Origin of the sequence: Enterobacter sp. 04-C-12-SI-ECC (genome assembly GCF_047530715.1) — a bacterium.
GTDB lineage: Bacteria > Pseudomonadota > Gammaproteobacteria > Enterobacterales > Enterobacteriaceae > Enterobacter > Enterobacter bugandensis.
On sequence record NZ_JBLKDI010000033.1, the window covers coordinates 1 to 26297 of the forward strand.

Annotated in this window: 27 protein-coding genes and 1 pseudogene; 17 read left to right on the forward strand and 11 right to left on the reverse strand. The window is 51.0% G+C overall.

Features of this window, described 5'->3' with window-relative positions; genetic code table 11:
- From ACMWL8_RS24050 to ACMWL8_RS24065, 4 genes are all read left to right on the forward strand, one after another.
- Positions 1–451: recombinase family protein (locus tag ACMWL8_RS24050; RefSeq protein WP_414751619.1), on the forward strand; the 451-nt coding region annotated here is incomplete at its 5' end.
- Between the two features lie 184 nt (positions 452–635).
- Entirely contained in the window at positions 636–1193 is a 558-nt protein-coding gene (locus ACMWL8_RS24055) for an OsmC family protein (RefSeq protein WP_000108589.1), read from the forward strand.
- 141 nt (positions 1194–1334) lie between these two features.
- Positions 1335–1916 carry a TetR/AcrR family transcriptional regulator gene (locus ACMWL8_RS24060; protein WP_020277920.1) on the forward strand — a complete coding sequence of 194 codons (582 nt, stop codon included), beginning with the start codon at positions 1335–1337 and terminating at the stop codon, positions 1914–1916.
- Between the two features lie 4 nt (positions 1917–1920).
- The gene (locus ACMWL8_RS24065) at positions 1921–2259 is read left to right on the forward strand and encodes a carboxymuconolactone decarboxylase family protein (RefSeq protein ID WP_020277919.1); all 339 of its coding nucleotides are present in this window, start codon (positions 1921–1923) and stop codon (positions 2257–2259) included.
- Between the two features lie 29 nt (positions 2260–2288).
- Here ACMWL8_RS24065 and ACMWL8_RS24070 read toward each other — a convergent pair whose 3' ends face one another.
- Complete coding sequence (locus tag ACMWL8_RS24070) at positions 2289–2618, reverse strand: thioredoxin family protein (RefSeq protein ID WP_002431133.1); 330 nt, start codon at positions 2616–2618, stop codon at positions 2289–2291.
- Between the two features lie 213 nt (positions 2619–2831).
- Here ACMWL8_RS24070 and ACMWL8_RS24075 point away from each other — a divergent pair, with 213 nt between their 5' ends.
- From ACMWL8_RS24075 to ACMWL8_RS24085, 3 genes are all read left to right on the forward strand, one after another.
- Complete coding sequence (locus ACMWL8_RS24075) at positions 2832–3938, forward strand: alkene reductase (RefSeq protein ID WP_006687059.1); 1107 nt, start codon at positions 2832–2834, stop codon at positions 3936–3938.
- Positions 3939–4003: 65 nt separating this feature from the next.
- A complete protein-coding gene (locus ACMWL8_RS24080; RefSeq protein ID WP_020277918.1) occupies positions 4004–4705 on the forward strand; it encodes a DsbA family oxidoreductase in 702 nt (233 codons plus the stop codon).
- Positions 4706–4770: 65 nt separating this feature from the next.
- The gene (locus ACMWL8_RS24085) at positions 4771–5544 is read left to right on the forward strand and encodes an SDR family NAD(P)-dependent oxidoreductase (RefSeq protein ID WP_020277917.1); all 774 of its coding nucleotides are present in this window, start codon (positions 4771–4773) and stop codon (positions 5542–5544) included.
- 185 nt (positions 5545–5729) lie between these two features.
- Here ACMWL8_RS24085 and ACMWL8_RS24090 read toward each other — a convergent pair whose 3' ends face one another.
- From ACMWL8_RS24090 to ACMWL8_RS24115, 6 genes are all read right to left on the reverse strand, one after another.
- Complete coding sequence (locus ACMWL8_RS24090) at positions 5730–6806, reverse strand: MalY/PatB family protein (RefSeq protein WP_020277916.1); 1077 nt, start codon at positions 6804–6806, stop codon at positions 5730–5732.
- Between the two features lie 199 nt (positions 6807–7005).
- Positions 7006–8031: an ExeA family protein gene (locus ACMWL8_RS24095; RefSeq protein WP_370375586.1), complete on the reverse strand. Its 1026-nt coding sequence runs from the start codon at positions 8029–8031 to the stop codon at positions 7006–7008.
- The gene (locus ACMWL8_RS24100; RefSeq protein ID WP_033488203.1) at positions 7964–9625 is read right to left on the reverse strand and encodes an IS481 family transposase; all 1662 of its coding nucleotides are present in this window, start codon (positions 9623–9625) and stop codon (positions 7964–7966) included. Before ACMWL8_RS24100 ends, ACMWL8_RS24095 begins: the two co-directional genes overlap by 68 nt.
- Positions 9609–10169: a recombinase family protein gene (locus tag ACMWL8_RS24105; RefSeq protein WP_021242984.1), complete on the reverse strand. Its 561-nt coding sequence runs from the start codon at positions 10167–10169 to the stop codon at positions 9609–9611. The genes ACMWL8_RS24100 and ACMWL8_RS24105 overlap by 17 nt, the downstream gene beginning before the upstream one ends.
- A 338-nt stretch (positions 10170–10507) precedes the next feature.
- On the reverse strand, positions 10508–10984 hold the full coding sequence (locus ACMWL8_RS24110) for a DM13 domain-containing protein (protein WP_001567386.1): 477 nt from the start codon (positions 10982–10984) through the stop codon (positions 10508–10510).
- Between the two features lie 92 nt (positions 10985–11076).
- On the reverse strand, positions 11077–11343 hold the full coding sequence (locus tag ACMWL8_RS24115) for a DUF1471 domain-containing protein (protein ID WP_001567387.1): 267 nt from the start codon (positions 11341–11343) through the stop codon (positions 11077–11079).
- A 140-nt stretch (positions 11344–11483) separates the two neighbouring features.
- Between ACMWL8_RS24115 and ACMWL8_RS24120 the strand changes: the two genes are divergently transcribed.
- Entirely contained in the window at positions 11484–12104 is a 621-nt protein-coding gene (locus ACMWL8_RS24120) for a TetR/AcrR family transcriptional regulator (RefSeq protein WP_001567388.1), read from the forward strand.
- Between the two features lie 460 nt (positions 12105–12564).
- On the opposite strand, the gene ACMWL8_RS24125 is transcribed toward ACMWL8_RS24120, so the two are convergent.
- A complete protein-coding gene (locus ACMWL8_RS24125; protein WP_001567390.1) occupies positions 12565–13434 on the reverse strand; it encodes a DMT family transporter in 870 nt (289 codons plus the stop codon).
- A gap of 240 nt (positions 13435–13674) precedes the next feature.
- Here ACMWL8_RS24125 and ACMWL8_RS24130 point away from each other — a divergent pair, with 240 nt between their 5' ends.
- The 6 genes from ACMWL8_RS24130 (at position 13675) to arsC (ending at position 18929) form a co-directional block, all read left to right on the forward strand.
- Positions 13675–14382, forward strand: a complete 708-nt coding sequence (locus ACMWL8_RS24130) for an alpha/beta hydrolase family protein (RefSeq protein ID WP_241276851.1) — start codon at positions 13675–13677, stop codon at positions 14380–14382.
- Positions 14383–14620: 238 nt separating this feature from the next.
- A complete protein-coding gene (gene arsR, locus ACMWL8_RS24135) occupies positions 14621–14974 on the forward strand; it encodes an As(III)-sensing metalloregulatory transcriptional repressor ArsR (protein WP_001114073.1) in 354 nt (117 codons plus the stop codon).
- 47 nt (positions 14975–15021) lie between these two features.
- Positions 15022–15384 (forward strand): arsenite efflux transporter metallochaperone ArsD, encoded by a 363-nt coding sequence (gene arsD / locus ACMWL8_RS24140; protein WP_000783215.1) that lies wholly within the window; start codon positions 15022–15024, stop codon positions 15382–15384.
- 17 nt (positions 15385–15401) lie between these two features.
- Positions 15402–17153 (forward strand): arsenite efflux transporter ATPase subunit ArsA, encoded by a 1752-nt coding sequence (arsA, locus tag ACMWL8_RS24145; RefSeq protein WP_001556710.1) that lies wholly within the window; start codon positions 15402–15404, stop codon positions 17151–17153.
- A gap of 48 nt (positions 17154–17201) precedes the next feature.
- Entirely contained in the window at positions 17202–18491 is a 1290-nt protein-coding gene (arsB, locus tag ACMWL8_RS24150) for an arsenite efflux transporter membrane subunit ArsB (protein WP_000922630.1), read from the forward strand.
- A 12-nt stretch (positions 18492–18503) separates the two neighbouring features.
- Positions 18504–18929 (forward strand): glutaredoxin-dependent arsenate reductase, encoded by a 426-nt coding sequence (gene arsC / locus ACMWL8_RS24155; RefSeq protein WP_000065758.1) that lies wholly within the window; start codon positions 18504–18506, stop codon positions 18927–18929.
- Between the two features lie 30 nt (positions 18930–18959).
- Here arsC and ACMWL8_RS24160 read toward each other — a convergent pair whose 3' ends face one another.
- A complete protein-coding gene (locus ACMWL8_RS24160) occupies positions 18960–19364 on the reverse strand; it encodes an ArsA-related P-loop ATPase (protein WP_004118313.1) in 405 nt (134 codons plus the stop codon).
- A gap of 8 nt (positions 19365–19372) precedes the next feature.
- Entirely contained in the window at positions 19373–19945 is a 573-nt protein-coding gene (locus ACMWL8_RS24165; RefSeq protein WP_001556711.1) for a recombinase family protein, read from the reverse strand.
- Between the two features lie 163 nt (positions 19946–20108).
- Here ACMWL8_RS24165 and ACMWL8_RS24170 point away from each other — a divergent pair, with 163 nt between their 5' ends.
- Positions 20109–23117: a Tn3 family transposase gene (locus ACMWL8_RS24170; RefSeq protein ID WP_045336793.1), complete on the forward strand. Its 3009-nt coding sequence runs from the start codon at positions 20109–20111 to the stop codon at positions 23115–23117.
- A 35-nt stretch (positions 23118–23152) separates the two neighbouring features.
- Positions 23153–23254 (forward strand): annotated as a pseudogene (locus ACMWL8_RS24175) (IS6 family transposase); the annotation flags it as partial.
- A 33-nt stretch (positions 23255–23287) separates the two neighbouring features.
- Here ACMWL8_RS24175 and ACMWL8_RS24180 read toward each other — a convergent pair.
- Positions 23288–25873, reverse strand: a complete 2586-nt coding sequence (locus ACMWL8_RS24180; protein WP_045620044.1) for an EAL domain-containing protein — start codon at positions 25871–25873, stop codon at positions 23288–23290.
- A 234-nt stretch (positions 25874–26107) separates the two neighbouring features.
- Here ACMWL8_RS24180 and ACMWL8_RS24185 point away from each other — a divergent pair.
- On the forward strand, positions 26108–26297 hold a 190-nt coding region (locus ACMWL8_RS24185; RefSeq protein ID WP_414751620.1), incomplete at its 3' end, for an IS1 family transposase.

Sequence of the window (26297 nt, forward strand, 5' to 3'; positions counted from 1 at the left end):
AGCGTACGGCCCACAGAATGATGTCACGCTGAAAATGCCGGCCTTTGAATGGGTTCATGTGCAGCTCCATCAGCAAAAGGGGATGATAAGTTTATCACCACCGACTATTTGCAACAGTGCCGAGCAACTGGCGGCTTTAGATATTCGCGTTCATTGTCTCGCACTCGGAGGCGTTGACTTGACCAGTCCGGCCGGAAAAATGACTATGCAGGTAATTTCTGCTGTAGCGGAGTTTGAGCGGGATTTGCTGCTTGAGCGAACGTATTCAGGTATTGCGAGGGCAAAAGCGGCTGGAAAACGCTTCGGTCGCCCCCCCATCCTGAGCGAGGAACAAAAGCAAACAGTGACAGAGCGCCTAAATGCTGGCATCAGTATCAGTGCTATTGCCCGGGAATTTAATACCACCCGCCAGACTATCCTTCGGGTAAAGGCTGGATTGCTGCAAGAGTGAGCGGCTGGGAAGATTATAAAAAAATCAAATGGTTATTATGAAATAAAACAGCCTGCTGGGTTCTTTTCCCCCTATTTTTTATAAAAGAGTAGACAAAAGAGGTTCGCGACACTAATCTACCAACTAGATGATTGGTGCTGGTTACACCAGCTATACCTTTTATCAAGAAATTACAGGAGCCATTATGTCTACTACCGTTAAACCTTCTGCAGACGCAGCTGCGATCCACAATACCCGTGAAGCAGTTCGCAGCCAGCCTGGCCTGGGTAACCTGACTTTCCAGATGAAAGCCCGTTCCAGCGGCGGATTAACCGTTCGCACAGAGACCGGCGCCACAATCCAGAACGGCGTTATCGATACCAGCCGTGTGGGGAAATTTTCTAATATCGGTGATGAACCCGCAGGTTTACTCGGCACCGATACCGGCATGAGCCCGACTGAATACATCATGCAGGCGCTGGCTGGCTGTTATACCGCCACCCTTACCATGATGGCTGCTGAAAAAGGGATCGACCTGGACGGTATCGAGCTGGATCTTAATTTCGATATCAACCTCAACGGCTTCCTTGGGCTGGACAGCAACGTGCGTAAAGGTGCGAAATCTATTCGCGTCGATGTTCACCTTACGAGCAAGACCGCCAGTCGCGAGGAGTTAGAAGCGCTGGTCAGCGAAATGCAAAAGAATTCGCCAATCCACGATACTCTGGCTAATCCGGTTGAAATGATTACACGCCTGGCGTGATGTCAGAGATGTAATGCTGCCATTCAGAATGCAGGATGGCAGTGACGTTCAGCTCTGCACGATACTGAGTCAGTGATACAACTTGCTACGGAAAAATAGCAACAATATAATCTATCAACTAGTAGATTATATGGAGTAATTATGACAACCATGACACGGGAACGGCTGCTCAGCGAAGCAGAACACCTGATGCGCGAAAAAGGGTATTCAGTATTCAGCTATGCTGATTTATCAAAAATAGTGGGTATCACCAAGGCCAGTATTCATCACCATTTCCCGACCAAAGATATTCTGGGTGAGCAGGTGGTAATACAGGCGTTCTCTGATACACAACGCGTATTTGAGCAGATAGAGGCGACTGAGAAAAGCGCGGAGAGAAGAATTGCGGCTTACATCGATATCTTCGCGCAAAGCCATAAAGCTTCGCTACTGCCACTGTGTTGTGCGTTGTCAGCAGAGACCGCCAATCTGCCTCAGGCAATTACTGTACAGACATCACTTTATTTCGATATGCAAATCGAGTGGCTCACAAAAGTCGTCAGGGCGGGCATGGAGTCAGGTGAGTTTTCATCCCATGCCGAACCATCAGATATTGCTTTGATGATCATTAATGTCTGTGAAGGCTCAAGCGTAGTGGCGCATGCAACGGCCAGACCCGAAGTCTTCGCCAACAGCCTTAAGTATATAAAACTGCTTCTTAATACCCCTCATTCAGGAGAATGACACTATGCTGGACTGGAACAACTATCGCTCAGAGTTAATGCAACGTTTAGGCGAGTTGGGCAAACTGACCCCCGAGACCATGAAAGGCGTGGTTGCCCTGGGCAACGCAGGTAACAAAACTGACCTTTTGGGCGCAAAAGTGCGTGAACTCATTGCCCTGGCGTGCGCAGTCACAACCCGCTGCGACGGCTGTATTGCTTTTCACGCCGACGCCGCTGTGAAAGCCGGTGCAACCGACGCTGAAATTGCTGAAGCGCTGGGCGTGGCGATTAACCTCAACGCTGGCGCGGCGGTCATTCATTCAGCCCGCACTCTGGATGCCGTCGGTCAGGCACGCGGTTAAGCATTAATAAATTCCACGTTAAAAGGGCATTACTGCCCTTTTTTTATGTCCGCAATAGCCTGAGCATATACCGATGCAGGTTTCACACCCGGTATGCGTTTAACTAATTGCCCTTCATGAAATATCAGCACAGACGGCAGCCCCCAGATCTCGTATTTGGTTGTCAGCACCGGCGCCTGATCTACATTGACTTTCCCCACCTGAATATCTCTATCGAGCCGGTCTGCAAACTGACTGAACATTTCTTCGCTGGCCTGACAGGGCGGACACCAGGGTGCAGAGAAACGTACCACCGATATTCCTTTGTACTGCTCTATCTGGCGGAAATTATCTTCGTTATAAGCTGTTAATGTACGCATGGTGATGACCTCGCAAAATGAGTGACAATTCAGGAATGGCTGCGTTATGACAAAAAAATACGACACACCCATTGACCTACCTGCTAGATGGTTGGCATATTGCCACCCATCAGATGTTTATGCAACTCCAGTGCGCGACGTCCAGTCGATGATACTGCCGGGCTGTGCAAATCCCTGCCGGGATACTCCTTTTTGTTTTTTGTGAGGTATACGATGAGTAAGCTTTTCACCCCCTACAATCTGTCTGGCCTGGCGTTAAAAAACCGTGTAGTCATGGCACCGATGACCCGCACCCGCACCATGAATGACGTGCCGGATGAGGTCGTGGCTTTGTACTATGCACAGCGTGCTTCTGCTGGCCTGCTCATCACCGAAGGGATGCCGGTTTCAGAAGAAGGCCGGGGTTACCTTTATACCCCTGGTATCTACAACGACGAACACGTCCAGGGCTGGCGTAAAGTGACACAAGCGGTTCACGCCAAAGGTGGCCGTATTTTCGCGCAGCTCTGGCACGTCGGCCGTATGTCTCACGTCTCTCTTCAGCCAGGCCACATAGCGCCGGTTTCAGCGGGCACCGTTCAGGCGGTCAATACCACCGTTTTTGCGCTGACCGAATCCGGAGAACCGGGCCCGGTTGTACCAAGCCAGCCACGCGCGCTGGAAACGCATGAAGTTAAACGCATCACTGCAGACTTCGTGCACTCCGCACGCCTGGCGATGGAAGCCGGCTTTGACGGCGTGGAAATCATGGCGGCAAACGGATTCATCTTTGACCAGTTCCTCAGTAGCGAACTGAACACCCGCACCGACGAATACGGCGGCTCGGTGGAAAATCGTCAGCGTTTCCTGCTGGAGACCATTGACGCCGTGGCGGAAGCCGTGGGTAACAGCCACGTTGCCGTGCGCCTGTCACCGTTCGGCCGCATTTATGACCTCGCGCCGTATGAAGGTGAAGAGCAAACCTGGTCAGCCATCACCGACGCGCTCGGTCAGCGGGAACTGGCCTACGTACACCTTTACTATCAGCCGGTGTACACCAAAGCGCCACTTCCGGAAGGCTTCCGCCGCCGTTTTCGCAACACGTTTAAAGGCACCATCATCGCTGCCGGCGGTTTTACCCGTGATATCGCAGAGCAGGCTCTGGAAGATGATGAGCTGGATCTGGTGGCATTTGGTGTGCCCTACATCGCTAACCCGGATCTGGTTGAAAGAATGCAAAACGGCTGGCCACTGGCAGAAAGTGACCGCGCCACCTACTACGGCGTCAGTGGTTCCCCGGAAAAAGGCTATACCGATTACCCGGTCTGGCAGGCGCAATAAATCCCATACGGTCGCGGTTCTCTGATAAGTGAGAACCGACCGCCCAACGTCTTTGAGGAATCATTATGCAAACGCTGAAACCCACCCTTACCATCGATATCTGGTCAGATTTGGTCTGCCCGTGGTGCTGGATTGCTAAAAAAAGATTTGAACAGGGTCTGAATCGCTTTGAATTTCGCGACCAGGTGGTGATCCGCCATCACAGCTACCGTCTGGCCGGTGGTACTCCCGCGATGCCTTTTAAGGATGCCATCGTTAAAAAGCTGGGCAGTCAGCATTCAGCGGAGCTGATGATGAATCAGGTGGGCACCGCCGGTAAATCTGAAGGTCTGATCTACAACTTCGACGGCATGATGTTTGGTGATACAGAAGATGCACACACCCTGCTGGTTGCCGCGCGTAAGGCCGGAATTGCGGACACGGTGGAAGAACGTTTTTATCATGGCAGTATCACCGAAGGTCGCTCTCTCTTTGACCGTCAGCAGCTCGTTGCCATGGCCGTAGAAGCCGGTATGCCGAAAGCTGACGCTGAAGCCGCCCTGGAAAATGACGATTTTCGCGCCACCGTTTCCGACGATGAAGCCCACGCACAGTCTATTGGCCTCAGCGGCGTTCCGGTTTTTGTGATGAACGAAAAATATGCCATCAGCGGGGCTCAGGCAGCAGATAACTTTTTGAATGCCCTGCGTCAGGTCTGGGATGAACAGCAAACCGAATTTTCAGCCACTGCGGGTCAGACCTGCGGAACGGATGGCTGCAGTATTTAATCCGTCAACCGCCGGCAGTTTCACGCTGCCGGCAACGTCTTACCCACCAGTAATGGAGTCAGAAAATGAACACTTTTTTCAAAGGTAAAAAACTGCTCGTCGTCGGCGGTACCAGCGGCATGGGCCTGGCCGTGGCACGCATGGTACTGGAAGCGGGCGGCAGTGTCGTGCTGACCGGGAATAAAAAAGACAAAGCCGAAGCGGTGCAAAAAGAACTGAGCCCTCTGGGACCGGTTGCGGTCATCGCGGCGAACCTGATGACCGAAGAAGGTATGGAAACTATCCGTCAGGAAATTAATGCTCACCATCACGATATCAGCCTGATGGTGAATGCCGCCGGTATCTTCATGCCCAAAGGATTTACCGAGCACAGCTTTGCCGATTATGACATGTATCTTTCGCTGAACCGAGCCACGTTCTTTATTACACAGGATGTCGTGAAGAACATGCTCGCCGCGAAGCTCGAAGGGTCTATCGTCAACGTCGGTTCGATTGGTGCTCAGGCTGCACTGGGTGACTCGCCGGCCTCGGCCTATTCAATGGCAAAAGCGGGTCTGCATGCCCTGACGCGTAATCTGGCGATTGAGCTGGCCAGCGCGGGTATTCGTGTCAACGCGGTGTCTCCCGGGATTGTTCATACGCCGATATACGAAGGCTTCATGGACAAAGCGGATATCGCAGATGCTATGAAGTCGCTGAACGATTTCCACCCGCTGGGACGCGTCGGAACTGCCGAAGATGTGGCAAACACTATTCTCTTCCTGTTGTCTGACAAAACCTCATGGGTGACGGGCGCTATCTGGGATGTCGATGCGGGCATCATGGCGGTCAGACGATAACCCCGTGACGCTGGTATAAGCCGCCCCTTAAGGGCGGCATTTTTTTGTCGCCAGACATGTCATCAGCAGGCTTCACTAAGAATATTCACGACCTGTTCATCCGTGCCTTTTGTGTTCCCGGCACAGGGTGTTATGCCGGGTTCTGACGACATCCTGACAGGACAAAACGGCCAGAGAGAAAGGGGTTATACACGATGAGGAGCCGGTATCCGCAGTACCTGTGAAATTCTTTTCATCCCTGCTGTCAGCATACTCCGTGGGCAGGCCAGATTTAACCGGATATATCCGTCCCCATTGTCGACAAACAGCAAGCCCCCTTCAAGAAGGACCCCTGACTCCCGGGCAAAATACAGCGATAAATCCTCACCTGCGGTGTCGGGCAGGTAGCGGCTAATATCTATCCAGGCCAGATATGTCCCTTCGGGGATCGAGAACCTGGTTTCGGGTAAATAGCTTTTGAGATAGTCGTGCAGGTACTGGAAATTGCCGTCAATATATTCCCTCAGATGGACAAGCCAGTCATCACATTCACTCCACGCCGCTTTGTTTGCTGCCAGGCTCAGTGGAGAGATGAACTCGTCGTGTCTGAGACGCCACTCGCTTCTGACACCGGGATCCGGAATAATGATATTTGCCAACAAATTCCCGGCCAGATTGAATGTTTTACTCGAGGACATGCAGGTAATAATGCGTGTAGAATCAGGGAAAAGAGAGGCGGCCGGTGTATGACCGATACCGCTTCGGGACAGGTCGCAGTGAATTTCGTCAGATATCACCCAGATGTCATTGGCCAGGCAAATTTCAATAATCCGCTTAAGTTCATCAGGCCGCCAGACTCGTCCGGTCGGGTTATGCGGATTACACAGGAAAAGAATTTTCACACGTAAATCGGCCTGACTGGCTTTGCGTGCAAAGTCTTCCCAGTCAGGTTCCCAGCCGCCTGCTGATTTTTTTAACGCCGAGTACACCACGCGACGCTGACTGTATTCACCCGCCTTTTTAAACGGGCCATATGAAGGCGTCATAATAAGAATACTGTCATCCATGTCGGTCAGAAGCGGGACGAGACGGTTCAGCGCGGGAATAATGCCCGGAGACAGCACAATGTCTTCCGTTTTGAAACGGTGACCATATTGTCGCTCACACCAGCTGCCAAAGATCTCATAGTATTCTTCGTCGTAGATTTTAGTGTAGCCGAGTATTTTTCTATCCAGACGGTCTCTGATGGCCTGAAGAATCGGCTCTGGTGTGGCAAAAGCCATGTCAGCAACCCAGAGGTTGATTAGCTGTAACGGCTCGCAATCGAAATCCCCCGGGCTCGCAATCAGCGCAATTTTCGGCTCAGATTAAGTGACAATGAAAATCCTCCCGGGCTCACATTAAGTGACAATGAGCTCGCGTTTATCTTTTTCGGCTCGCATTCCATTTCCTTCGGCTCACAATAACTGCAAATGAAATTCGTCATATCGGGAGCCCCACCGCCAGCATCCTGTCCCGCAGTTCTGCTGTTCGAGCAGGGTCGAGCTGATGGTTGAACATGGCCCTGATTTCTGCCGGTTTGGCATCAAACTGCTCCACCATGTCTTTCAGTCGATAACCATGACGCGTTAATGTCGGCTCCAAATCGTCAAGCTGGCGGGAAAGTACCGATTCAACCAGGGCGGCGGTTATCGGCTTTTCTCCCGTCTGATAACCGGCCTCCAGGGCCAGCGTCAGATGTAGTTGAACCTGAAGTGGGGTACGTAGTTTCATCGCCAGCAGGTCGAGGGCGTCGGCGGTCAGAATGTCTTCCGGCTTGCCTTTCCCCATACTGGTTTTCAGTAGCCACTGAATATATTCCCGTTGGCTACCGGTGATCCCATCCAGCGTAAAGATATCCGTGCGATAACCGATCTCCTCCATAGTCGGGCGTCGCAGGTCATTGCGCAGTTTGGGGTGACCGGCCAGAACAACCGACAGCCGGCCGCCACCGTCCTCCACAACTTCCATCAGCCTTTTGAGTCCGATCAGTGTATGCCCGTTCAGGTCATGCGCTTCATCAACAAACAATGCCACTGGCCGCTTTCCTTTTTTGACCAGTTCCTGTAACTCACGCTCGCGTCGTTCGCCCTGTTTGGGGATCTGAACCTGTTTATCCTGCGTCAAATCGTAAAAGAGCGCGTTGATGAGCGTGGCCAGTTTAATATTGTGCTTTTCAATCGACAGGGAGCGAGCTACGGTAATTTTATTTTCCTCCCTGAGACGCTGCTGCAAACGCCGCAGAGTGACTGTCTTGCCGCTGCCAACCACACCACAAACGGCAATTAACCGGCCTTCGTGGATAGCACCGCGGATATCCTTGATAAGCTGCTTATGGTGAGCCGTCTCATAGTAACCGGCCTGATCGATTGGTTGCGCCAGTCCATAATGTTCCATTACCTCAACCCGCATGATCCTCTCCTGATTGGGTGTTGCGGAAATACTCCCTGACCCGGGCAAATACCTCACTGCGGATCAGCGTGTCTGTCAGTACTTGGTCGATAAACGCCTTGTCTTCATCCGATAATTTCGCCAGCGGTGTGGCCAGATCAGCCGCAATAGCCAGCTTCGCTGCCACCGGGGTAGGAAAACAGTATTCAAACGCTGTGGACTCGAAGGGTTGATGTGGCAACACCCGCGTGCTCTGAACGCTATCGGCCACCAGTTTGAGGTCACAACCGGACAGGGCGCTGATAGGTAAGTTCAGTTGCCGAGCCAATGACTGGATACGGTCTGCCCGCACCGCTGCTTTTCCGCGTTTGAATGCCCGATAGCGGTGCAGAGGTATCGGGCCGGAAACAGGAAAATAAGGCCCCCACTTTTCACCGTCAAACTCCACGAACATTTCGTCATCAAAGAGGCCCCACAGCAGGATAACAGTTTCACCCGCCATGTCGGGTTCGACTTCGTAAGCTGTCCCGTCAATCGTTATGCGGGCATCGATACCCACCTTGCGAGACTCCGGCTCCCGGGCAAAGCGACAGTACTGTTCCCAGGTGCACATGTCCTGCACTCCCTTTGGTGGCAAATGCATCAGCCAATCTTCCTCACGGGAATGCTTTTCGCTGCGATGTCGTTGTGCGTTATAGCGTATCAGGTAGTTCCAGAGCCATTCATTCGCCTGCTGTTCAGTCTCCGGCTTATGAAAATGATACAGCGTTTCGTGGGCTTCTTTGACGGAACGGAACGGGCGCTCAACCTTGCCTTTTGACCGGGCTGTGGTGCGGGTGCCATCCTTGCCTGCCGGCATATGTGTCTGCCAGTCAATCTGCAGCGCCTGCATCACATTCTGGAAGACATGGCTTTTCGCCACCGGGCCATTATCGAGGTACAGCATTTTCGGTCGCCCCTGGAGAGACATCTCCGGATGACTTTTAGGCGCCATGGCATTAAACAGAAAACGCAAGGCAGACTCCGCATCTTCGCCATACACACAGCGGTATTCCTGGTAATTAACCCCGCTGCGATCGTCCACCACGCTGAATAACATCAGGGTAGGTTGTCCACGGGCCGGATCAATCCACTCAGGACATTCGATATATTTGAGATCAGAGGGCGACATATCGAACTGCCAGCAGTCATTACTGCACTCAGCCTGGAACCGCGCTGCCGGTGGCTCCCGTAACAGACGTGAGTGATCGAGTCGGAACAGGGACAAATAGCGGTTAACCGTTGGCCTGCGCAACAACCCCTTTGGAAGTTTAACCAGCCCCTGAGTCGTTTCCACACCATGTTCTTCGAGCAACTGAATGGCACGCGTCGTGGACAGATGACGACCGGCTTTATTGGTGGTACGTAATTTCAATGCAGCGATCAGTTCACAATAATATTCGAGTTCGGACGGCGGCAGTATCCGGGGTTTCCCGTGATCACGCCGGTGTGCAATGTGAGGTTTCTGGAAGGCACGGAGTGTACGATAGACGGTGGTGACGGAAATGCAATAGAGTAGCGCCATCGCGGTGATCTGGGCCGCGCGTTCCGGACTTTTTGGTGGCAGACGGTCAAGCCGTTGTCGCAGTTGCAACAAAGAATCGGTTGGAATGGCCTTACGCCGGCTGCTCATCGCGGTCCAGCACACGATAGACCGAGGCTCGACCGATCCCCAGTTGGCGAGAAATCGCCGTTGCGCCCATTTTCTCTTCAACGTACAACCGACGGACCTCAACAGGATCGATGCGCGGTTTGCGCCCCTGATAAACCCCGCGGGCTTTTGCGGCAGCGATACCTTCCAACTGGCGTTCACGGCGCAGGTTGGTTTCAAACTCAGCGAAGACACCCAGCATATCCAGAAACGCCTTACCTGCTGCGGTGCGCGTATCCACAGGTTGTTCTGTTGCCTTGAGGGTAATGCCCTGCTGATTCAGGGCATACACGATATCCTGCAAATCTTTAATGCTACGGGCCAGGCGATCGACTCGCGTGACAATCAGCGTGTCTCCCTTACGCAGAAAATCCAGCAACAGTTGCAGCTCAGTTCGTCCATCGCGGCTGGTCCCGCTCGCTTTTTCTGAACGGATGATTTCGCAGCCAGCGGCGCGAAGCGTCTGTATTTGCAAATCCAGATCCTGGTCGTTGGTTGAAACCCGGGCATAACCGTAAAAAGCCATTGTTATGAAAAATGTCTCGTTAGACTCTAGATGAGGAAAACGTAACATGCAGATGAGACAAAAACAATCCAAATGAGACAGAAAAACTGTCTCACCAAACTGTATGCTTTGGGTGCACCCATAAAATACGATTTTACTCCATGAGATTTGCTGACTGAATTGCAGTACGCCAGACGACCCCATATGGGTAAATGGATATTCCAGTTTATCTATTTTGACAGAGTCTTAAGGTCCGATAGCCTTAATTGCGAGCGTATCCGGTGATCATTGCGCCAGTCACACAGAGAGCGTCATGATCTGTTTGCGAAAATAACTCCAGTAACCCGTGTTTTACCCCACTACCTGTATTGGGCTGAACCAATAAATTGCTCGAATTTTTCGCACCAGATTTGCACAGTGGTGTATTCATCAATATTGACACCATTTGGCAGGTTCTTTTTGAAGTTGCCGTAGTTTTTCAAATCACCTATATATAATGATTCTTCTTTTATTTTTAAAAATGAATTACGATCATCAGCCTGGGTTTTGGTCAGATAGATCTTGTAATCCGGACCTGGAGCAATGCTACCTTCAAATGCGATTTCTTGATCGGAGACATACAGCTTTCCATCAACCCAGTGAACAGCATTACTCCCTTTTTGGTTTTTAAAAAATGCCCCCGTGTAGCGGGCATTATTTTTAACTTCCTTAATTTCATCAGCACTGGAGTTTTTCTCAGCGGTGAGGATAGGCAGTACATAGATACCGACACCGAAACCCACGCCAAATAAAGCCAGGTGCGAAGCAAAAAACAGCGCTTTAATGTTTGTTTTCATAATATTTTCCTTTGCGTATGTAAAAAGCCATAAGGGTTCTGTAGCCACACATCCCTTATGTAACAGATTAACTTGTCAAATTTATGTTGCAGCTAAGCGCCTGCATTGTCGTATAGCGTTGCAGTGGCATATCCATGGGCATTGGTATTTAAATAAGTGATGCGGAAATAATCGGCGCCTGATTTTTCTGCTTTTGCTGCAAGCTTGCTAGTCAACTCATCAATCGTGCCACCTGAAACACTGATGCTCCCAAGGCGAAGCAATTCGCACTGGTGAGAATTGTTGATTTCGGTTGATGCCTGTGTCAGCACGGGCAGGATGCTCAGACTCAATATTGCAGCAATAATGAACTTTCTCATACGCCTATCCCGTTCGTATTTTGTAGTGATCAATAAAAAATATAAGGTAAATATTTCAGTGATGCAATTGTTTTTTAGCGATAACTATAAAACATGATACTATGAACATAATGATTAAGTTAAAAGATAAGGCTATCTCCATGATTGAAAAGAAAAAAACTGGCAGGCCAAAACTCATCTCATCAGATAAGCTGGCGGAGGCGTTATTTCAGGTTTTTGCGCAAAAGGGATATGCCTCAACCTCGATAGCAGACCTGACCCATGTAACCGGAATGAAACCTCCATCGCTGTATCTGGCCTTCGGTAACAAAGAGGGGATGTATGCGGCGGCGCTTATGTATTACCGCCAGCACTGGTTGGGGGGGCTGGAACAGTGTCTGCAGGATCAAACACAAACTTTCGAACAACGGATGCGTCATTTTCTTCATGACGCCTTTACGTTGTTCAGTTGTGACGGTAAACCGTTGGGGTGCGCCATGACCTTTTCCGCACTGGCTTTCCAGATTGATGAAGGAGGCCTTGCCGCACAATTACGCGATGAAAGGCAGGCATTTACCCAGTGGCTGGAAAACGAAGCGCGAGAGGCGCAGCAATGTGGAGAGCTGCCTGCTTACCTTGCTCCTGAAGCGTTTGCCTGTTTTATTATCACACTGGAAAAAGGGTTGGCGTTGACGGCGCTGGAGCGTCCGAAATCTGAGGTGGTGAAAGAGATGATTGAAAGGGTCTTGACAGCCCTGTTTCGCCAGCATAAGAAGCAATAAATTATCTACTGGTGACGCAATGGGAGAATTTTCATTTGCATTTATTGTGAGCCCGAGGCAATGAATGGCGAGCCGGAAAAGATAAACGCGAGCTCATTATCACTTAATGTGAGCCTGTGAGGATTTTCATTGTCACTTAATCTGAGCCGAAAATTGCGCTGATTGCGAGCCCGAAGGATTTCGATTGCGAGCCGTTACAATTAGCCCTTCTGCCGGATACCGCATTGCAAATTCGGACTGTCCCGAAAACAGGTATTCCCGCCAGCCGTCCACGGTGAGACTGTCTGTTTTCTCTCTGCTTACGTACTCATCAAAATCATATTTCATTTCATAAACCTGCCTTAGGTGTAGTCAGAAACGTCGACCTCAGTATTACTGTCAGTCTGATGCCGGAGCGGGAAAACTGGCTCGTGTGATTAACATAAGAGAATCATCACAACTGCATGAATTAATTGCGTTATTAAGGTTCTCTCGCCTTTGTCATCGACTGACGGGGGGATTTCTCGCGTGTCACCATCACAATGCCAGTCAGCACCGCCAGGGCAGAAAATATCGTTCTGACCGTCAGTGATTCATCCAGGAATACCACACCCCCTAGCATTGCCAGACAGGGAACGCTGAGCTGAAGGGTACTGGCGGTGATAGAGCCGAGAGAGGGTAAAAGGGTATACCACAATACATATGCACCGGCTGAGGCGGCGGCACCGGACAGCAATGACAAAGCAATGCCCGCAGCATCATAGTGACCCTGCTTCATAAACAGCAACGAAAGAGCGAGAGCCATCGGCGTGGCGAGTACAAAATTTGCCGCCGTTGAAGCCCCGGCCGCCTGGCCCGCCCTCCCCCTGACGGAATAGGCGGCCCAGGCTAATCCGGCAACGATCATCATAAGTGCACTGTAAAGCGGCGGTGCCTTCGCCCCGGGTAACAGCAGGGCAGCAATTCCTGCCAGAGCAATAACTAAACCGCAAGCCCGCATAACGGAGAGTGATTCCCCTTTAAATAATCCGTGGATCACCATCGCAAACTGTACGGCACCAAAAAGTAACAGCGCACCTGCCCCGGTATCGAGATGGATATAGGCGACAGAGAAGAGCACTGCGTACACCATGAGGTAAAATCCGCTCAGCGGACGCCACAGCGATAATGTAGTTTTTGCGTGATAAAACAAGAAAGGTGACAGGACGAGTGCACCACTGGCCAGCCTGAGGCTGCTGAATGAAAGGGGATCAATGTGGCCTCCCTGCAGGGCCAGACGGCACAGAATAGAGTTTGCAGCAAACGCCAGCATTGCCAGGGATATTTTAAGAATGAGCGCGCAATTGGCCATTCAGTGAGACCTCATAAAATTCTTGTAAACTACCATCTAGTTGGTAGCATAGCGTAAGTGATCACCGAACAGGAAGCAATAATCAGCTTTCAAACTGGAAGGTGAGGACAGGCATTCGGAATGAATTCTGTTTCACATCCCCAGTAGAGGAAGGAAAACGCGTAATGCCAGATGCAGAGCAGAAGATTATTTTTCCCTGCGATCAAACATATGAAATCAGTTTAAGACCTGGAATATCCTATGAAAAAACTAAAATTTACGTTCAAAAATGCGGCTGGTGAAGAACTGGCCGGATTGCTTGAACTTCCTGAAAATCCTAAAGCGTTTGCGCTGTTAGCTCATTGTTTTACGTGTGGCAAAGACCTCAAAGGCGCGGCGCGTATTGCGCGGAAACTGACAGAGAATGCTATCGCCGTTCTCCGGTTTGATTTTACTGGTCTGGGAAACAGCGAAGGGGATTTTTCCAACACCAACTTCTCATCCAATATTTCGGACCTGCTTTGCGCGGTAGATTATCTCCGCCGACAGTACGAAGCGCCTTCTTTGCTCATCGGCCATAGCCTGGGGGGATCGGCCATTCTGTCTATTGCCGGCGAAGTTCCTGAGGCAAAGGCCGTTGTCACCATAGGATCACCCGGAGAACTGACACACGTAAAACGTCTTTTTAAGGATGATGTTGAAAACATTAACCAGCATGGAGCCTATCCCGTTGAGCTGGCCGGGCGGGTATTTACCTTAAAGAAACAGATGCTGGACAATATTCAGGAACACAAAATCGCTCATAAGGTGTTCGCCATGAACAAGCCTCTGCTTATTTTTCATGCGACTGAAGATGATACTGTGTTAATTGAGCAGGCCGAAAAAATATTCAAAGCAGCAAAGCATCCCAAGAGTTTCATTTCGTTGGGTAAGGGGTCTGAGGGCCAATGGAACGAAAACGTACGCTAAGGAAATAACCAATTGTTATAATTGATATTATTCATTCTTCTCTATGAACTGAAAGCCCGCACTAAGCAATGTTTTAGCCTCAAATGACTTTTTTACCTACCCAACTAACGTAACGATCGCACATCAGGTCGTTTTTCAACCGCATAGTGACACCTGCACTCACATGCGAGAAAACACATATGATTTTGACTTCTTGTTTTGGTGGAGAGACAATACCCATTCATAGCAGGAGTACATAATGCCAGAAATTGCATCCCTACAACTTTTCAAAATACTATCTGATGAAACCCGCCTGGGTATCGTGCTACTGCTCAGGGAGATGGGGGAGCTGTGCGTATGCGATCTCTGCACAGCGCTGGAACAATCACAACCCAAGACCTCCCGCCATCTGGCGATGCTTCGGGAAAGTGGCCTGTTGCTGGATCGCAAGCAGGGGAAATGGGTTCATTATCGCTTATCCCCGCATATTCCTTCCTGGGCTGCCCTGGTGATTGAGCAGGCCTGGTTAAGTCAACAGGACGACGTACAGGCCATCGCCCGTAAGCTGGCATCGGCCAACTGCTCTGGCAGCGGTAAGGCTGTTTGTATCTAAAAATTTTGCCTGTACATATATGTTTTTACGAATATGAGGTGTTAAAGATGAAAATGTTAACGGTGTTTGATCCGGCGATGTGCTGCAGTACCGGCGTTTGTGGTTCAGATGTCGATCAGGTTTTGGTCAATTTTTCTGCTGATGTGCAATGGCTGAAAGGGCGTGGGGTTCAGATCGAACGTTATAACCTGGCGCAGCAGCCTATGAGCTTCGTTGAGAACGAAAAAGCGAAAGCATTCCTTGAGGCTTCTGGAGCTGAAGGGCTTCCGCTGCTGTTGCTTGATGGTGAAACGGTGATGGCCGGGCGATACCCAAAACGCGCTGAACTGGCTCGCTGGTTTGGTATACCGCTGGAAAAGGTGGGTTTAGCTTCCACCAGTTGCTGTGGTGGTAAAACTTCCTGTTGTTGAGTATGTCAGGAGGACATATGAAATTCTTAGAGAATATCCCGTCTTACCTGTTTTTCACCGGTAAGGGAGGTGTAGGCAAAACTTCGATTTCCTGCGCAACGGCTATACGTCTGGCTGAACTGGGAAAGCGTGTTCTGCTTGTCAGTACCGACCCGGCTTCCAATGTCGGTCAGGTATTCGATCAGACTATCGGTAACACTATCCAGCCCGTGACTGCTGTGTCTGGTCTTTCGGCTCTGGAGATTGACCCGCAGGACGCCGCCCAGCAATACCGCGCCAGAATCGTTGACCCTATTAAAGGTCTTTTGCCTGATGACGTTGTTAACAGCATCAGTGAACAGCTTTCAGGAGCTTGTACGACAGAGATCGCTGCATTCGACGAGTTTACTGGCTTACTGACTGACGCTTCTCTGCTGACCCGCTTTGATCACATCATTTTTGATACTGCCCCAACTGGCCACACTATTCGCCTTCTTCAGCTTCCCGGAGCCTGGAGCAGCTTCATCGAAAGTAACCCGGATGGTGCTTCCTGTCTTGGTCCAATGGCTGGGCTGGAAAAACAACGCGAGCAATATGCTCATGCGGTTGAGGCATTATCCGATCCTGAACGAACTCGCCTTGTGCTGGTCGCGCGATTGCAAAAATCAACACTGCAGGAAGTCGCTCGTACTCATGACGAATTATCAGCTATTGGCCTTAAAAATCAGTATTTAGTCATTAACGGTGTCCTGCCTGCGAGCGAAGCAGAACGTGATGCACTGGCCGCTGCAATATGGCAACGGGAGCAAGAGGCGCTGGCAAATCTTCCTGCCGGGTTATCTGATTTGCCGACAGACAACTTATACCTGCAGCCGCTGAACATGGTTGGTGTATCCGCATTGAAAGGCCTGCTCAACGAACACGCTGAGATAACATCGCTTCCTGAACAAAGCCCACAGAACAAGCCAGAGAATATGTCGTTGTCTGTCCTGGTTGATGATATCGCCCGCAGTGAACACGGTTTGATTATGCTGATGGGCAAAGGTGGTGTGGGCAAAACCACAATGGCTGCGGCTATCGCCGTCAGTCTGGCGGATAAGGGTTTTGATGTGCATCTCACCACCTCAGATCCTGCTGCACATCTCAGTACAACGCTCAATGGCAGCCTCAAAAATCTGCAGGTCAGCCGAATCAACCCTCACGATGAAACTGAACGCTATCGTCAGCATGTTCTTGAGACGAAAGGCAGGGATCTGGATGAGGCTGGGAAACGGCTGCTCGAAGAGGATTTACGTTCTCCTTGCACAGAAGAGATTGCGGTGTTCCAGGCGTTTTCACGCGTAATTCGTGAAGCTGGCAAACGGTTTGTGGTCATGGATACGGCACCTACCGGGCATACGCTATTACTGCTTGATGCTACCGGGGCTTATCACCGTGAGATTGCCAGGAAGATGGGGGATAAAGGTCATTTTACCACTCCGATGATGCAGCTTCAGGACCAGGAACGTACCAAAGTTTTGCTGGTCACTCTGCCTGAAACCACACCTGTACTGGAAGCGGCAAACCTGCAGTCCGATCTTGAACGTGCGGGGATTCATCCCTGGGGCTGGATTATCAATAACAGCCTTTCGATTGCACAGACGCAATCGCCGCTGCTTTGCCAGCGCGCCCTACAAGAGCGTCCTCAAATCGAGGTTGTGAAAAACCAGCATGCAAGCCGCATAGCGTTAGTACCGGTAATGGCTGCAGAGCCCACTGGCATCGAGAAACTCAGAGAGCTGGTTGTTTAATTTTTTTTGTATATACAGGGCGGCAAAGCCGTCCTGTCTGGAGGATTTATGTTACTGGCAGGCGCTATTTTTGTCCTGACCATCGTTTTGGTTATCTGGCAACCGAAGGGATTAGGGATCGGCTGGAGTGCGACGCTGGGCGCGGTACTGGCGCTGATCTCTGGCGTAGTCCATTTTGGTGATATCCCTGTAGTGTGGAATATTGTCTGGAATGCGACGGCGACCTTTATTGCCGTGATTATTATCAGCCTTCTGCTCGATGAATCGGGCTTTTTCGAATGGGCGGCGCTGCACGTTTCACGTTGGGGTAACGGTCGCGGGCGTTTGCTGTTTACCTATATCGTTTTGCTCGGCGCAGCGGTGGCGGCACTGTTTGCCAACGATGGTGCGGCATTGATTCTGACGCCAATTGTTATCGCCATGCTGCTTGCATTAGGTTTCAGCAAAGGCACTACGCTGGCATTTGTCATGGCCGCCGGGTTTATTGCCGATACGGCCAGTCTGCCGCTTATCGTGTCCAACCTGGTTAACATCGTTTCTGCAGACTTCTTTGGGCTGGGTTTCACTGAGTATGCGTCGGTAATGGTGCCGGTGGATATCGCAGCCATTATCGCCACGCTGGTGATGCTGCATCTGTTCTTCCGCAAAGATATTCCGCCAACTTACGACCTGGCTCTCCTGAAAGCACCGGCAAAAGCGATTAAAGATCTGGCAACCTTCAGAACCGGCTGGATAGTGTTGATCCTTCTTCTGGTTGGCTTTTTCGTCCTTGAGCCGTTGGGTATCCCGGTCAGTGCGATTGCTGCTGTAGGGGCTGTCATTCTGTTTGCGGTGGCGAAGCGAGGCCATGCCATTAACACTGGCAAAGTGCTTCGCGGTGCGCCATGGCAGATCGTCATATTCTCTCTGGGAATGTATCTGGTGGTCTATGGTCTGCGTAATGCCGGACTAACAGAATACCTCTCCGGTGTGTTGAACGTGCTGGCAGATAAAGGACTTTGGGCCGCGACGTTTGGTACTGGCTTCCTGACGGCTTTCCTCTCTTCCATCATGAACAATATGCCTACCGTGCTGGTTGGTGCTCTCTCTATTGATGGCAGCACTGCAACAGGCGTTATCAAAGAGGCGATGATTTTTGCCAACGTGATTGGCTGCGATCTTGGACCGAAAATTACACCTATTGGTAGCCTGGCAACGTTGCTCTGGCTGCATGTCCTTTCACAGAAGAACATGACCATCACATGGGGATACTATTTCCGCACCGGGATCGTCATGACTCTGCCTGTGCTGTTTGTAACGCTGGCCGCGCTGGCGCTACGTCTCTCTTTCACTTTGTAATGAGATACTGATATGAGCAACATCACCATTTATCACAACCCAGCCTGCGGCACGTCGCGTAATACGCTGGAGATGATCCGCAACAGCGGTATCGAGCCGACCGTTATTCTTTACCTTGAGACTCCACCTTCACGCGATGAGCTGCTCAAACTCATTGCGGATATGGGCATTTCCGTCCGGGCTTTGCTGCGTAAGAACGTCGAGCCGTATGAGGAACTGGGTCTTGCAGAAGATAAATTTACTGACGACCAGCTCATCGACTTTATGCTACAGCATCCGATTCTGATCAACCGTCCGATCGTAGTGACGCCACTGGGAACTAAACTTTGCCGTCCTTCAGAGGTTGTTCTCGATATCCTTCCAGATGCCCAGAAAGCGGCTTTCACCAAGGAAGACGGTGAAAAAGTCGTTGATGATTCAGGTAAAAGACTGAAATAAAGACGAAGGGGGCATTTGCCCCCTTCATTATTACTTCGCCATTTCTTCCAGCAGGTCAATACCAACCGGCTCTTCGCTCTGTAGCGCTGTTAATGCAATACGCTTTGCATACTGCTCTTCCACATCAGAGATGAGAGGCAGCTCGCGGTTCGCCCTGATCTTCAGGAAAGGCGAAGACGGTTGAGCAGCTGCCAGGCTGTTATTAACGACCCATGCCCACGGCTCGATGCCAGCTCGGCGTAGATCCTGCTGCAGGTTAGCGGCTTCCAGTACAGGTGTCGTTTCGGCAAGCGTCACGATAATCACCTTCGTCTTCTCCGGGTCTGCTGCTTTTTCGCTATCACCTGTCTTCGATGTCAGAAAGCGAGAGAATTCGGCTTCATGCTGTCGCCAGAACACACTCATGCAATTGTTGAATGCCTTTACATCACTCATGTTCGTCCTCAAATTTTGCTCAGATTAACCCGGCTCTCATCTTCCAGAATTTTATAAACAGTGGAACGGGCAATACTGAGCCGGCGGGCAATATCTGTTGCACCAGTTCCCTGCTGATGAAGTGCCAGTACACTATTTCTGTCGATGATGCGCTTTCGGCCAAACCGGATACCTTTCAGCCTGGCCTCCTGCCGTCCTTCGTTCGTACGCTCCAGAATCCTCCTGCGTTCGGCCTGGGCTACAGCTGAAAGAATGGTCACAACCATTTTCCCCATTTCACCGTCGGTGCTGATCCCGTCGTCTATGAATCGGACCGCGACTCCCTGAGCGTCGAATTCTTTTATCAGTTGGATCATATCGGCAGTGTCGCGGCCAAGCCGGTCGAGTTTCTTCACCAGGATGACGTCACCTTCCTCCACCTTCATTCGCAGCAGATCCAGTCCTTTCCTGTCGGTAGAACTGCCGGATGCTTTGTCGGTAAATATGCGACTGGCTTTCACCCCCGCCTCTTTAAGCCCCTTGATCTGAATATCGAGGGACTGCTGGCTTGTTGATACCCGTGCGTAACCAAAAAGTCGCATAAAAATGTATCCTAAATCAAATATCGGACAGTGGGTGTCTGTTATAACAAAAAATCGATTTAATAGACACCTAGACAACACCATTTTAGCGTGTCCGAGAATTTATAATATTTCGGACGGTTGCGAAATTGTTAATTCATGACCATCAGGCAGGGAGGCCGGTATGCCCGTCGATTTTCTGACCACTGAGCAGGAACTGAATTATGGTCGCTATGTTGCAGAACCCAATGACGTGCAGCTGGCGCGCTATTTTCATCTTGATGAGCGGGATCTTGCCTTCATTAACCAGCGGCGGGGAAGGCATAACCGGCTGGGAATTGCGCTTCAGCTCACCACCGCCCGTTTTCTGGGCACCTTTCTGACAGACTTAACCCGGGTTCTGCCAGGTGTTCAGCAATTTGTCGCGGTGCAGCTTAATATTCGCCGTCCGGAAGTCCTTACCCGCTACGCAGAACGGGTTACCACCCTCAGAGAGCATACTGCGCTGATTAAGGAATATTACGGTTACCATGAATTTGGCGATTTCCCCTGGTCTTTCCGCCTGAAGCGCCTGCTGTACACCCGCGCATGGCTCAGTAATGAGCGACCCGGCCTTATGTTTGATTTTGCCACCGCGTGGCTGCTTCAGAATAAGGTCCTGCTGCCCGGAGCAACCACACTTGTACGTCTCGTCAGTGAAATACGCGAACGGGCAAATCAGCGGCTGTGGAAGAAACTGGCCGCGTTGCCGGACAGCTGGCAGACCGCCCGCGTGACGGAGCTTCTGGACATTCCTGAGGGGCAGCGTACTTCACCGCTGGAGCAACTGAAAAAGGGACCGGTCACCGTCAGCGGCCCGGCATTTACCGAAGCGCTGGAGCGGTATATCCGGCTGCGAAACCTGGAATTTTCCCGACTGAATTTTACCGGTCTGCCTGCTATACAACTGCGTAATTTGGCCCGTTACGCAGGCATGGCGTCGGTAAAATATATCGCGCGAATGCCACAGCAGAGAAAACTGGCCGTACTCACAGCATTCGTTAAAGCGCAGGAGACTGCGGCGCTGGATGAGGCCGTTGATGTGCTCGATATGCTGATACTGGATATCACTCGTGCGGCGAAGAAAACGGGGCAGAAAAAACGGCTCAGGACGCTTAAAGATCTTGATCGTGCTGCGCTAATATTGGCGCGGGCATGTTCATTGTTGCTGGATGAACAGGCTGACGATGCTGAACTGAGGGAGACCATATTCAACAGCATACCGAAAAGCAGGCTGGCAGAATCCGTCAGCAAGGTAAATGAGCTGGCCCGGCCTCAGAACAACAATTTCCATGACGAAATGGTGGAGCAGTACGGGCGGGTAAAGCGCTTTCTTCCGGCGGTATTGCGCGACCTGCATTTCCAGGCAGCGCCAGCCGGAGAACATACGTTGTCCGCCATTCATTATCTGACCGAACTGAACGGCTCGAAAAAGCGCATCCTGGACAATGCGCCTGAACATATTATTACCGGCCCCTGGAAACGCCTGGTATACGATGCGGAGGGCCGGATACAGCGTGCCGGTTACTCGCTTTGTCTGCTGGAGCGCCTTCAGGATGCACTACGTCGAAGGGACATCTGGCTCGAAAACAGCGATCGCTGGGGAAATCCCCGCGAGAAGCTGTTGCAGGGGGAAGAATGGCAGGCTCAGCGGGTCCCCGTTTGCCGGGCGCTGGGACATCCCACTGATGGACATAAAGGCGTGCAACAGTTGGCGGCCCAGCTAGATGAAACCTGGAAAACCGTCGCATCCCGCTTTGAAGGAAATGCGGAGGTTCATATTTGCCATGACGGTAAACATCCTTCCCTGACTATCAGCAGCCTGGAGAAACTGGAGGAGCCACCATCGTTGCATCGTCTCAACAGTCGGGTAAGGCTGCTACTCCCGCCAGTAGATTTGACGGAACTGTTGCTTGAAATAGATGCCAGAACGGGATTTACACGTGAGTTTACGCATGTCAGTGAATCCGGGGCCCGGGCACAGGATCTGCACATCAGCCTGTGCGCGGTCCTGATGGCAGAGGCCTGCAATATCGGGCTGGAACCGCTGATAAAGCACAATATACCGGCGCTGACGCGCCACCGGCTTAGCTGGGTAAAACAGAATTACCTCCGGGCAGAAACGCTGGTCAGCGCCAATGCCCGCCTGGTTGATTTTCAGTCCACACTGGAGCTTGCTGGCCGCTGGGGTGGTGGCGAAGTGGCTTCAGCTGATGGCATGCGCTTTGTCACGCCGGTGAAAACCGTCAATTCAGGACCTAACAGAAAATATTTTGGTTCCGGACGTGGCATCACCTGGTACAACTTCGTCTCTGATCAGTACTCTGGATTCCACGGCATCGTTGTCCCCGGCACATTACGAGATTCCATTTTTGTGCTGGAAGGCCTTCTGGAGCAGCAGACAGGGCTGAATCCGGTTGAGATCATGACAGACACAGCCGGTACCAGCGACATTATTTTTGGCCTCTTCTGGCTGCTGGGATACCAGTTTTCCCCCCGGCTTGCCGATGCCGGTGAAGCGGTATTCTGGCGAGTGGATAAATCGGCAAATTACGGTGCACTGGACGAACTGGCACGTGGTTGTGCCGATCTGTCGAAAGCCGAGGATCAGTGGGATGAGATGATGCGAACCGCCGGTTCGCTGAAACTGGGCACCATTCATGCTTCAGAACTCATTCGCTCTTTGCTGAAAAGCTCGCGCCCATCAGGGCTGGCACAGGCGATCATGGAAGTGGGGCGCGTCAACAAGACGCTGTACCTTCTTAATTATATTGATGATGAGGATTATCGTCGGCGGATCCTGACGCAGCTAAACCGGGGGGAAGGCCGCCATGCTGTGGCGAGGGCGATCTGCTACGGGCAGCGCGGTGAGATCAGAAAGCGCTATCGTGAAGGTCAGGAAGATCAGCTGGGGGCACTGGGCCTGGTCACTAACGCAGTGGTACTGTGGAACACACTTTATATGCAGGAAGCCCTGAGCTGGATACGCAGTAATGGAGAAGAAATCGGGGTTGAAGATATCGCCCGGTTGTCCCCACTGATGCACGGGCATATCAATATGCTGGGGCATTATACGTTTACGCTACCGGAGGATATTTTGAAGGGGGAACTAAGAGAACTAAATTTCAATTTAAACAATGAATTAACTTCTTAGCGTACGTTTTCGTTCCATTGGCCCTCAAACCCCGTATTGAGGTGATGCGTGCACTACGCAAAGGCCAGGCCTCAGCATTTTATTATGGTGATCCCCTGGGCGAAATGCGCCTGGTAAGCAGAGTTTTTGAAATGTAAGGCCTTTGAATAAGACAAAAGGCTGCCTCATCGCTAACTTTGCAACAGTGCCTCTAAATTTAACACATCAAGCGCGACAGGCTTCCCGATGAAATACCCTTGCGCCTCGTCACAGTGATAATGTTTAAGCCTTTTCAACTGCTCCGCCGTTTCCACGCCTTCAGCGGTGACAGCCAGCGAATAGGCTTTGCCAAGGCCGATAATATTCTCAACGATGATTTTGGCGTTTTCCGATTCCTCCATGGCGAACACAAAAGATTTATCCAGCTTTATTCCGTCGAACGGGAAGCGTTTCAGATAGCTTAATGCCGAGTAGCCGGTTCCAAAGTCATCAATCAAAAAGCGTACGCCGATATCCTTCAGCTGCTTCATGGTTTCCAGCGTGATATCCGGATTGGAAATCGTCACGTTTTCGGTAATTTCTAACTCCAGCCGGGACGGTTTAAGCCCCGATTTTTGCAGCGCAGCCTTTACCCGTTTCGCCAGGCAACGGGTATTAAACTCCACCGCCGAAATATTGACCGAAATAACCAAATCGGGCGAGAGATGCACCATATCTTTACAGGCTTTCTCCAGCACCACATCACTCATGGCAACGATCAGGCCCGCCTCTTCCGCAAGCGGGATGAACTGATCCGGCATCAGTAAACCGAGACGCGGATGCTGCCAGCGAACCAGTGCTTCGACAGCAGCGATACGCGAGGTTTTAATGTCGTAACGGGGCTGATAAACCAGCTGAAACTGGTCTGTGCATAACGCTTCACGAAACTCTTTTTCCATTTCCCGGCGCTGAATTAAGTACTCGCCCATGTTGGGTTCGTAAAACACCCAGTTATTGCGACCGGTATTTTTCGCTTTATACAATGCGATATCGGATAACCGAATCAGATCGCTGGCGTTCATTGCATCCTGAGGCGCCAGTGCAATCCCCATACTCACGCTGATATACACTTCATTGCCGTTAACGATAAAAGGCCGGCTTATTTCACTGGCAATGCGCTGGCAGAGCGTCTCTATGTCTTTACGCACATAAATATCCGGCAGAATAAGGATAAACTCATCTCCGCCCTGCCGGGCAACCAGATCGATTTTACGGGTACAGGACCGCAACCGGCTGGCGACTTCATTGAGTAACGCATCGCCCGCATTGTGGCCGAATAAATCATTTACCGGTTTGAATTTATCCAGGTCGAGGCTGATCATGGCCAGGGGATGATCCGGATCGGGTAAAGAACGCAGCTCACTTTCCAGAAACTCTTTCATTCTGACCCGGTTTGGTAGGCCGGTTAATTCATCATGCCGCGATAAATACTCGGCACGCTCCTGCGCCTCCACTTCCAGAGTGACATCGGTCACCGTACCGCGAAAGCCCATAGAACCATCATCCATAATGTCGCGCTTCGCCACCACATTGCAGTAACGCTGATGGCCCTGAGCTGAGAAATAGCGGGCCTTTTTGAGCGTGTAATTACTGCTCGTCTGCGGATTCAGCAGCCAGTGATGAAAAAGGATTTTGTCGCTGTGGATGAAATCCAACATGTTCCGCCCAAGCCAGTCGTCAGAATGATGACCGGTAACGCCGGAAAAACGGTCGGATAACCACGTTAGCCGTGCCTCGCTGTCCGCTTCCCAAATCCAGTCGGTGGTGGCTTCAATGACGTCGCGAAAGCGTCGTTCACTTGCCGTAAGCGCTTGTCGGCTTTGCTCAAGCAGGAAAACATTTTCGTCATTAATTTGCGCTTTGATTAACGCACCACGCCGCATCAACCAGGTAAATGCAATGGTCGATAACATCAGAATGATGATTAACGGCAGTTCCCGGTTCATCAGCGCTCTGCCCGGATCGTCGCTTCGCCACTCAATCAGAACATCGCCATTATCAATGGGTAAAATAAGCTGAGCTTCCCGGTAGTCGGCTTTCAGGTGTGGCTCCATTCTGCCGAACGTATGCGCATTATGAATGCCGTATTCGTTGCCCATTTTCTCCAGTTTAACGGGCGTTAACACGTCGGCGAAAATCAGTACCGAGGCATCTTCCGCCACCGGCGTGATGCTTTCATCGTCTTCCGACGTGATCCGGGCCGCCGCCAGTAAGGTGAGTTGCCCGTTGGTCATCATAAGGCGTGAGACGGCTTTACCCTGGCTTTGTGAGAGGTCGTTAAAAAGTTCTTTGGTGATGTTCCGGTTGAGCCATTTCTCGAAAGGCTGGCTGACAAGATTTCCTTCAATGACGCTATAACGCGTCTCCCCGGCGGGAGACAAAACAAATACGCCTTCATACTGGTAATTCGTGTAAAGCGATTCACCAAGGTTCTGGCTGTCCCATGCCCATTTAACATTCACCTGCTTGTGCAAATTATTATACGCTTCGCCCCAGTCGGCATTATCCATTAAATTTGCGCGTATCTTTTCCTGCCGGTTAGTGAGGGCTTTTTGCAAAAGTAAACTGCTGCGCGCGTCTGCTTTATTATTAAGATTATCCGCGATATATAAAAGATTCACTATTGCCGCCAGAAAGAGACTGCTCAGCAACGCCGCGGTAATAATAAAATTTTTCTTTACTATGCCACTGGTTTCTCCTGAAAAACTACTTACTTTGTTGAAGCGCTGCCAGTTCATTTTCCCCATCTCTTAACGGGTGAGAGTCCATTGTCCTGAAATAGGCACAGCCCGCAGAGGCAGTATCGGCAGAAACGGATTTTTTCTCCAGAATTTTTTGAGCACTTTTTTTTGCTTTAGCTAGGGAAGGTGCGAATAAGGGCACTGTTGCAAAGTTAGCGATGAGGCAGCCTTTTGTCGGTGATGCTGCCAACTTACTGATTTAGTGTATGATGGTGTTTTTGAGGTGCTCCAGTGGCTTCTGTTTCTATCAGCTGTCCCTCCTCTTCAGCTACTGACGGGGTGGTGCGTAACGGCAAAAGCACTGCCGGACATCAGCGCTATCTCTGCTCTCACTGCCGTAAAACATGGCAACTGCAGTTCACTTACACCGCTTCTCAACCCGGTACGCACCAGAAAATCATTGATATGGCCATGAATGGCG

Bases quoted from the DNA above. Each gene is read 5' to 3' on its own strand.
- ACMWL8_RS24055 (WP_000108589.1), top strand. From the start codon at position 636: ATGTCTACTACCGTTAAACCTTCTGCAGACGCAGCTGCGATCCACAAT.
- ACMWL8_RS24060 (WP_020277920.1), top strand. From the start codon at position 1,335: ATGACAACCATGACACGGGAACGGCTGCTCAGCGAAGCAGAACACCTG.
- ACMWL8_RS24065 (WP_020277919.1), top strand. From the start codon at position 1,921: ATGCTGGACTGGAACAACTATCGCTCAGAGTTAATGCAACGTTTAGGC.
- ACMWL8_RS24070 (WP_002431133.1), bottom strand. From the start codon at position 2,618: ATGCGTACATTAACAGCTTATAACGAAGATAATTTCCGCCAGATAGAG.
- ACMWL8_RS24075 (WP_006687059.1), top strand. From the start codon at position 2,832: ATGAGTAAGCTTTTCACCCCCTACAATCTGTCTGGCCTGGCGTTAAAA.
- ACMWL8_RS24080 (WP_020277918.1), top strand. From the start codon at position 4,004: ATGCAAACGCTGAAACCCACCCTTACCATCGATATCTGGTCAGATTTG.
- ACMWL8_RS24085 (WP_020277917.1), top strand. From the start codon at position 4,771: ATGAACACTTTTTTCAAAGGTAAAAAACTGCTCGTCGTCGGCGGTACC.
- ACMWL8_RS24090 (WP_020277916.1), bottom strand. From the start codon at position 6,806: ATGGCTTTTGCCACACCAGAGCCGATTCTTCAGGCCATCAGAGACCGT.
- ACMWL8_RS24100 (WP_033488203.1), bottom strand. From the start codon at position 9,625: ATGAGCAGCCGGCGTAAGGCCATTCCAACCGATTCTTTGTTGCAACTG.
- ACMWL8_RS24105 (WP_021242984.1), bottom strand. From the start codon at position 10,169: ATGGCTTTTTACGGTTATGCCCGGGTTTCAACCAACGACCAGGATCTG.
- ACMWL8_RS24110 (WP_001567386.1), bottom strand. From the start codon at position 10,984: ATGAAAACAAACATTAAAGCGCTGTTTTTTGCTTCGCACCTGGCTTTA.
- ACMWL8_RS24115 (WP_001567387.1), bottom strand. From the start codon at position 11,343: ATGAGAAAGTTCATTATTGCTGCAATATTGAGTCTGAGCATCCTGCCC.
- ACMWL8_RS24120 (WP_001567388.1), top strand. From the start codon at position 11,484: ATGATTGAAAAGAAAAAAACTGGCAGGCCAAAACTCATCTCATCAGAT.
- ACMWL8_RS24125 (WP_001567390.1), bottom strand. From the start codon at position 13,434: ATGGCCAATTGCGCGCTCATTCTTAAAATATCCCTGGCAATGCTGGCG.
- ACMWL8_RS24130 (WP_241276851.1), top strand. From the start codon at position 13,675: ATGAAAAAACTAAAATTTACGTTCAAAAATGCGGCTGGTGAAGAACTG.
- arsR (WP_001114073.1), top strand. From the start codon at position 14,621: ATGCCAGAAATTGCATCCCTACAACTTTTCAAAATACTATCTGATGAA.
- arsD (WP_000783215.1), top strand. From the start codon at position 15,022: ATGAAAATGTTAACGGTGTTTGATCCGGCGATGTGCTGCAGTACCGGC.
- arsA (WP_001556710.1), top strand. From the start codon at position 15,402: ATGAAATTCTTAGAGAATATCCCGTCTTACCTGTTTTTCACCGGTAAG.
- arsB (WP_000922630.1), top strand. From the start codon at position 17,202: ATGTTACTGGCAGGCGCTATTTTTGTCCTGACCATCGTTTTGGTTATC.
- arsC (WP_000065758.1), top strand. From the start codon at position 18,504: ATGAGCAACATCACCATTTATCACAACCCAGCCTGCGGCACGTCGCGT.
- ACMWL8_RS24160 (WP_004118313.1), bottom strand. From the start codon at position 19,364: ATGAGTGATGTAAAGGCATTCAACAATTGCATGAGTGTGTTCTGGCGA.
- ACMWL8_RS24165 (WP_001556711.1), bottom strand. From the start codon at position 19,945: ATGCGACTTTTTGGTTACGCACGGGTATCAACAAGCCAGCAGTCCCTC.
- ACMWL8_RS24170 (WP_045336793.1), top strand. From the start codon at position 20,109: ATGCCCGTCGATTTTCTGACCACTGAGCAGGAACTGAATTATGGTCGC.
- ACMWL8_RS24180 (WP_045620044.1), bottom strand. From the start codon at position 25,873: ATGAACTGGCAGCGCTTCAACAAAGTAAGTAGTTTTTCAGGAGAAACC.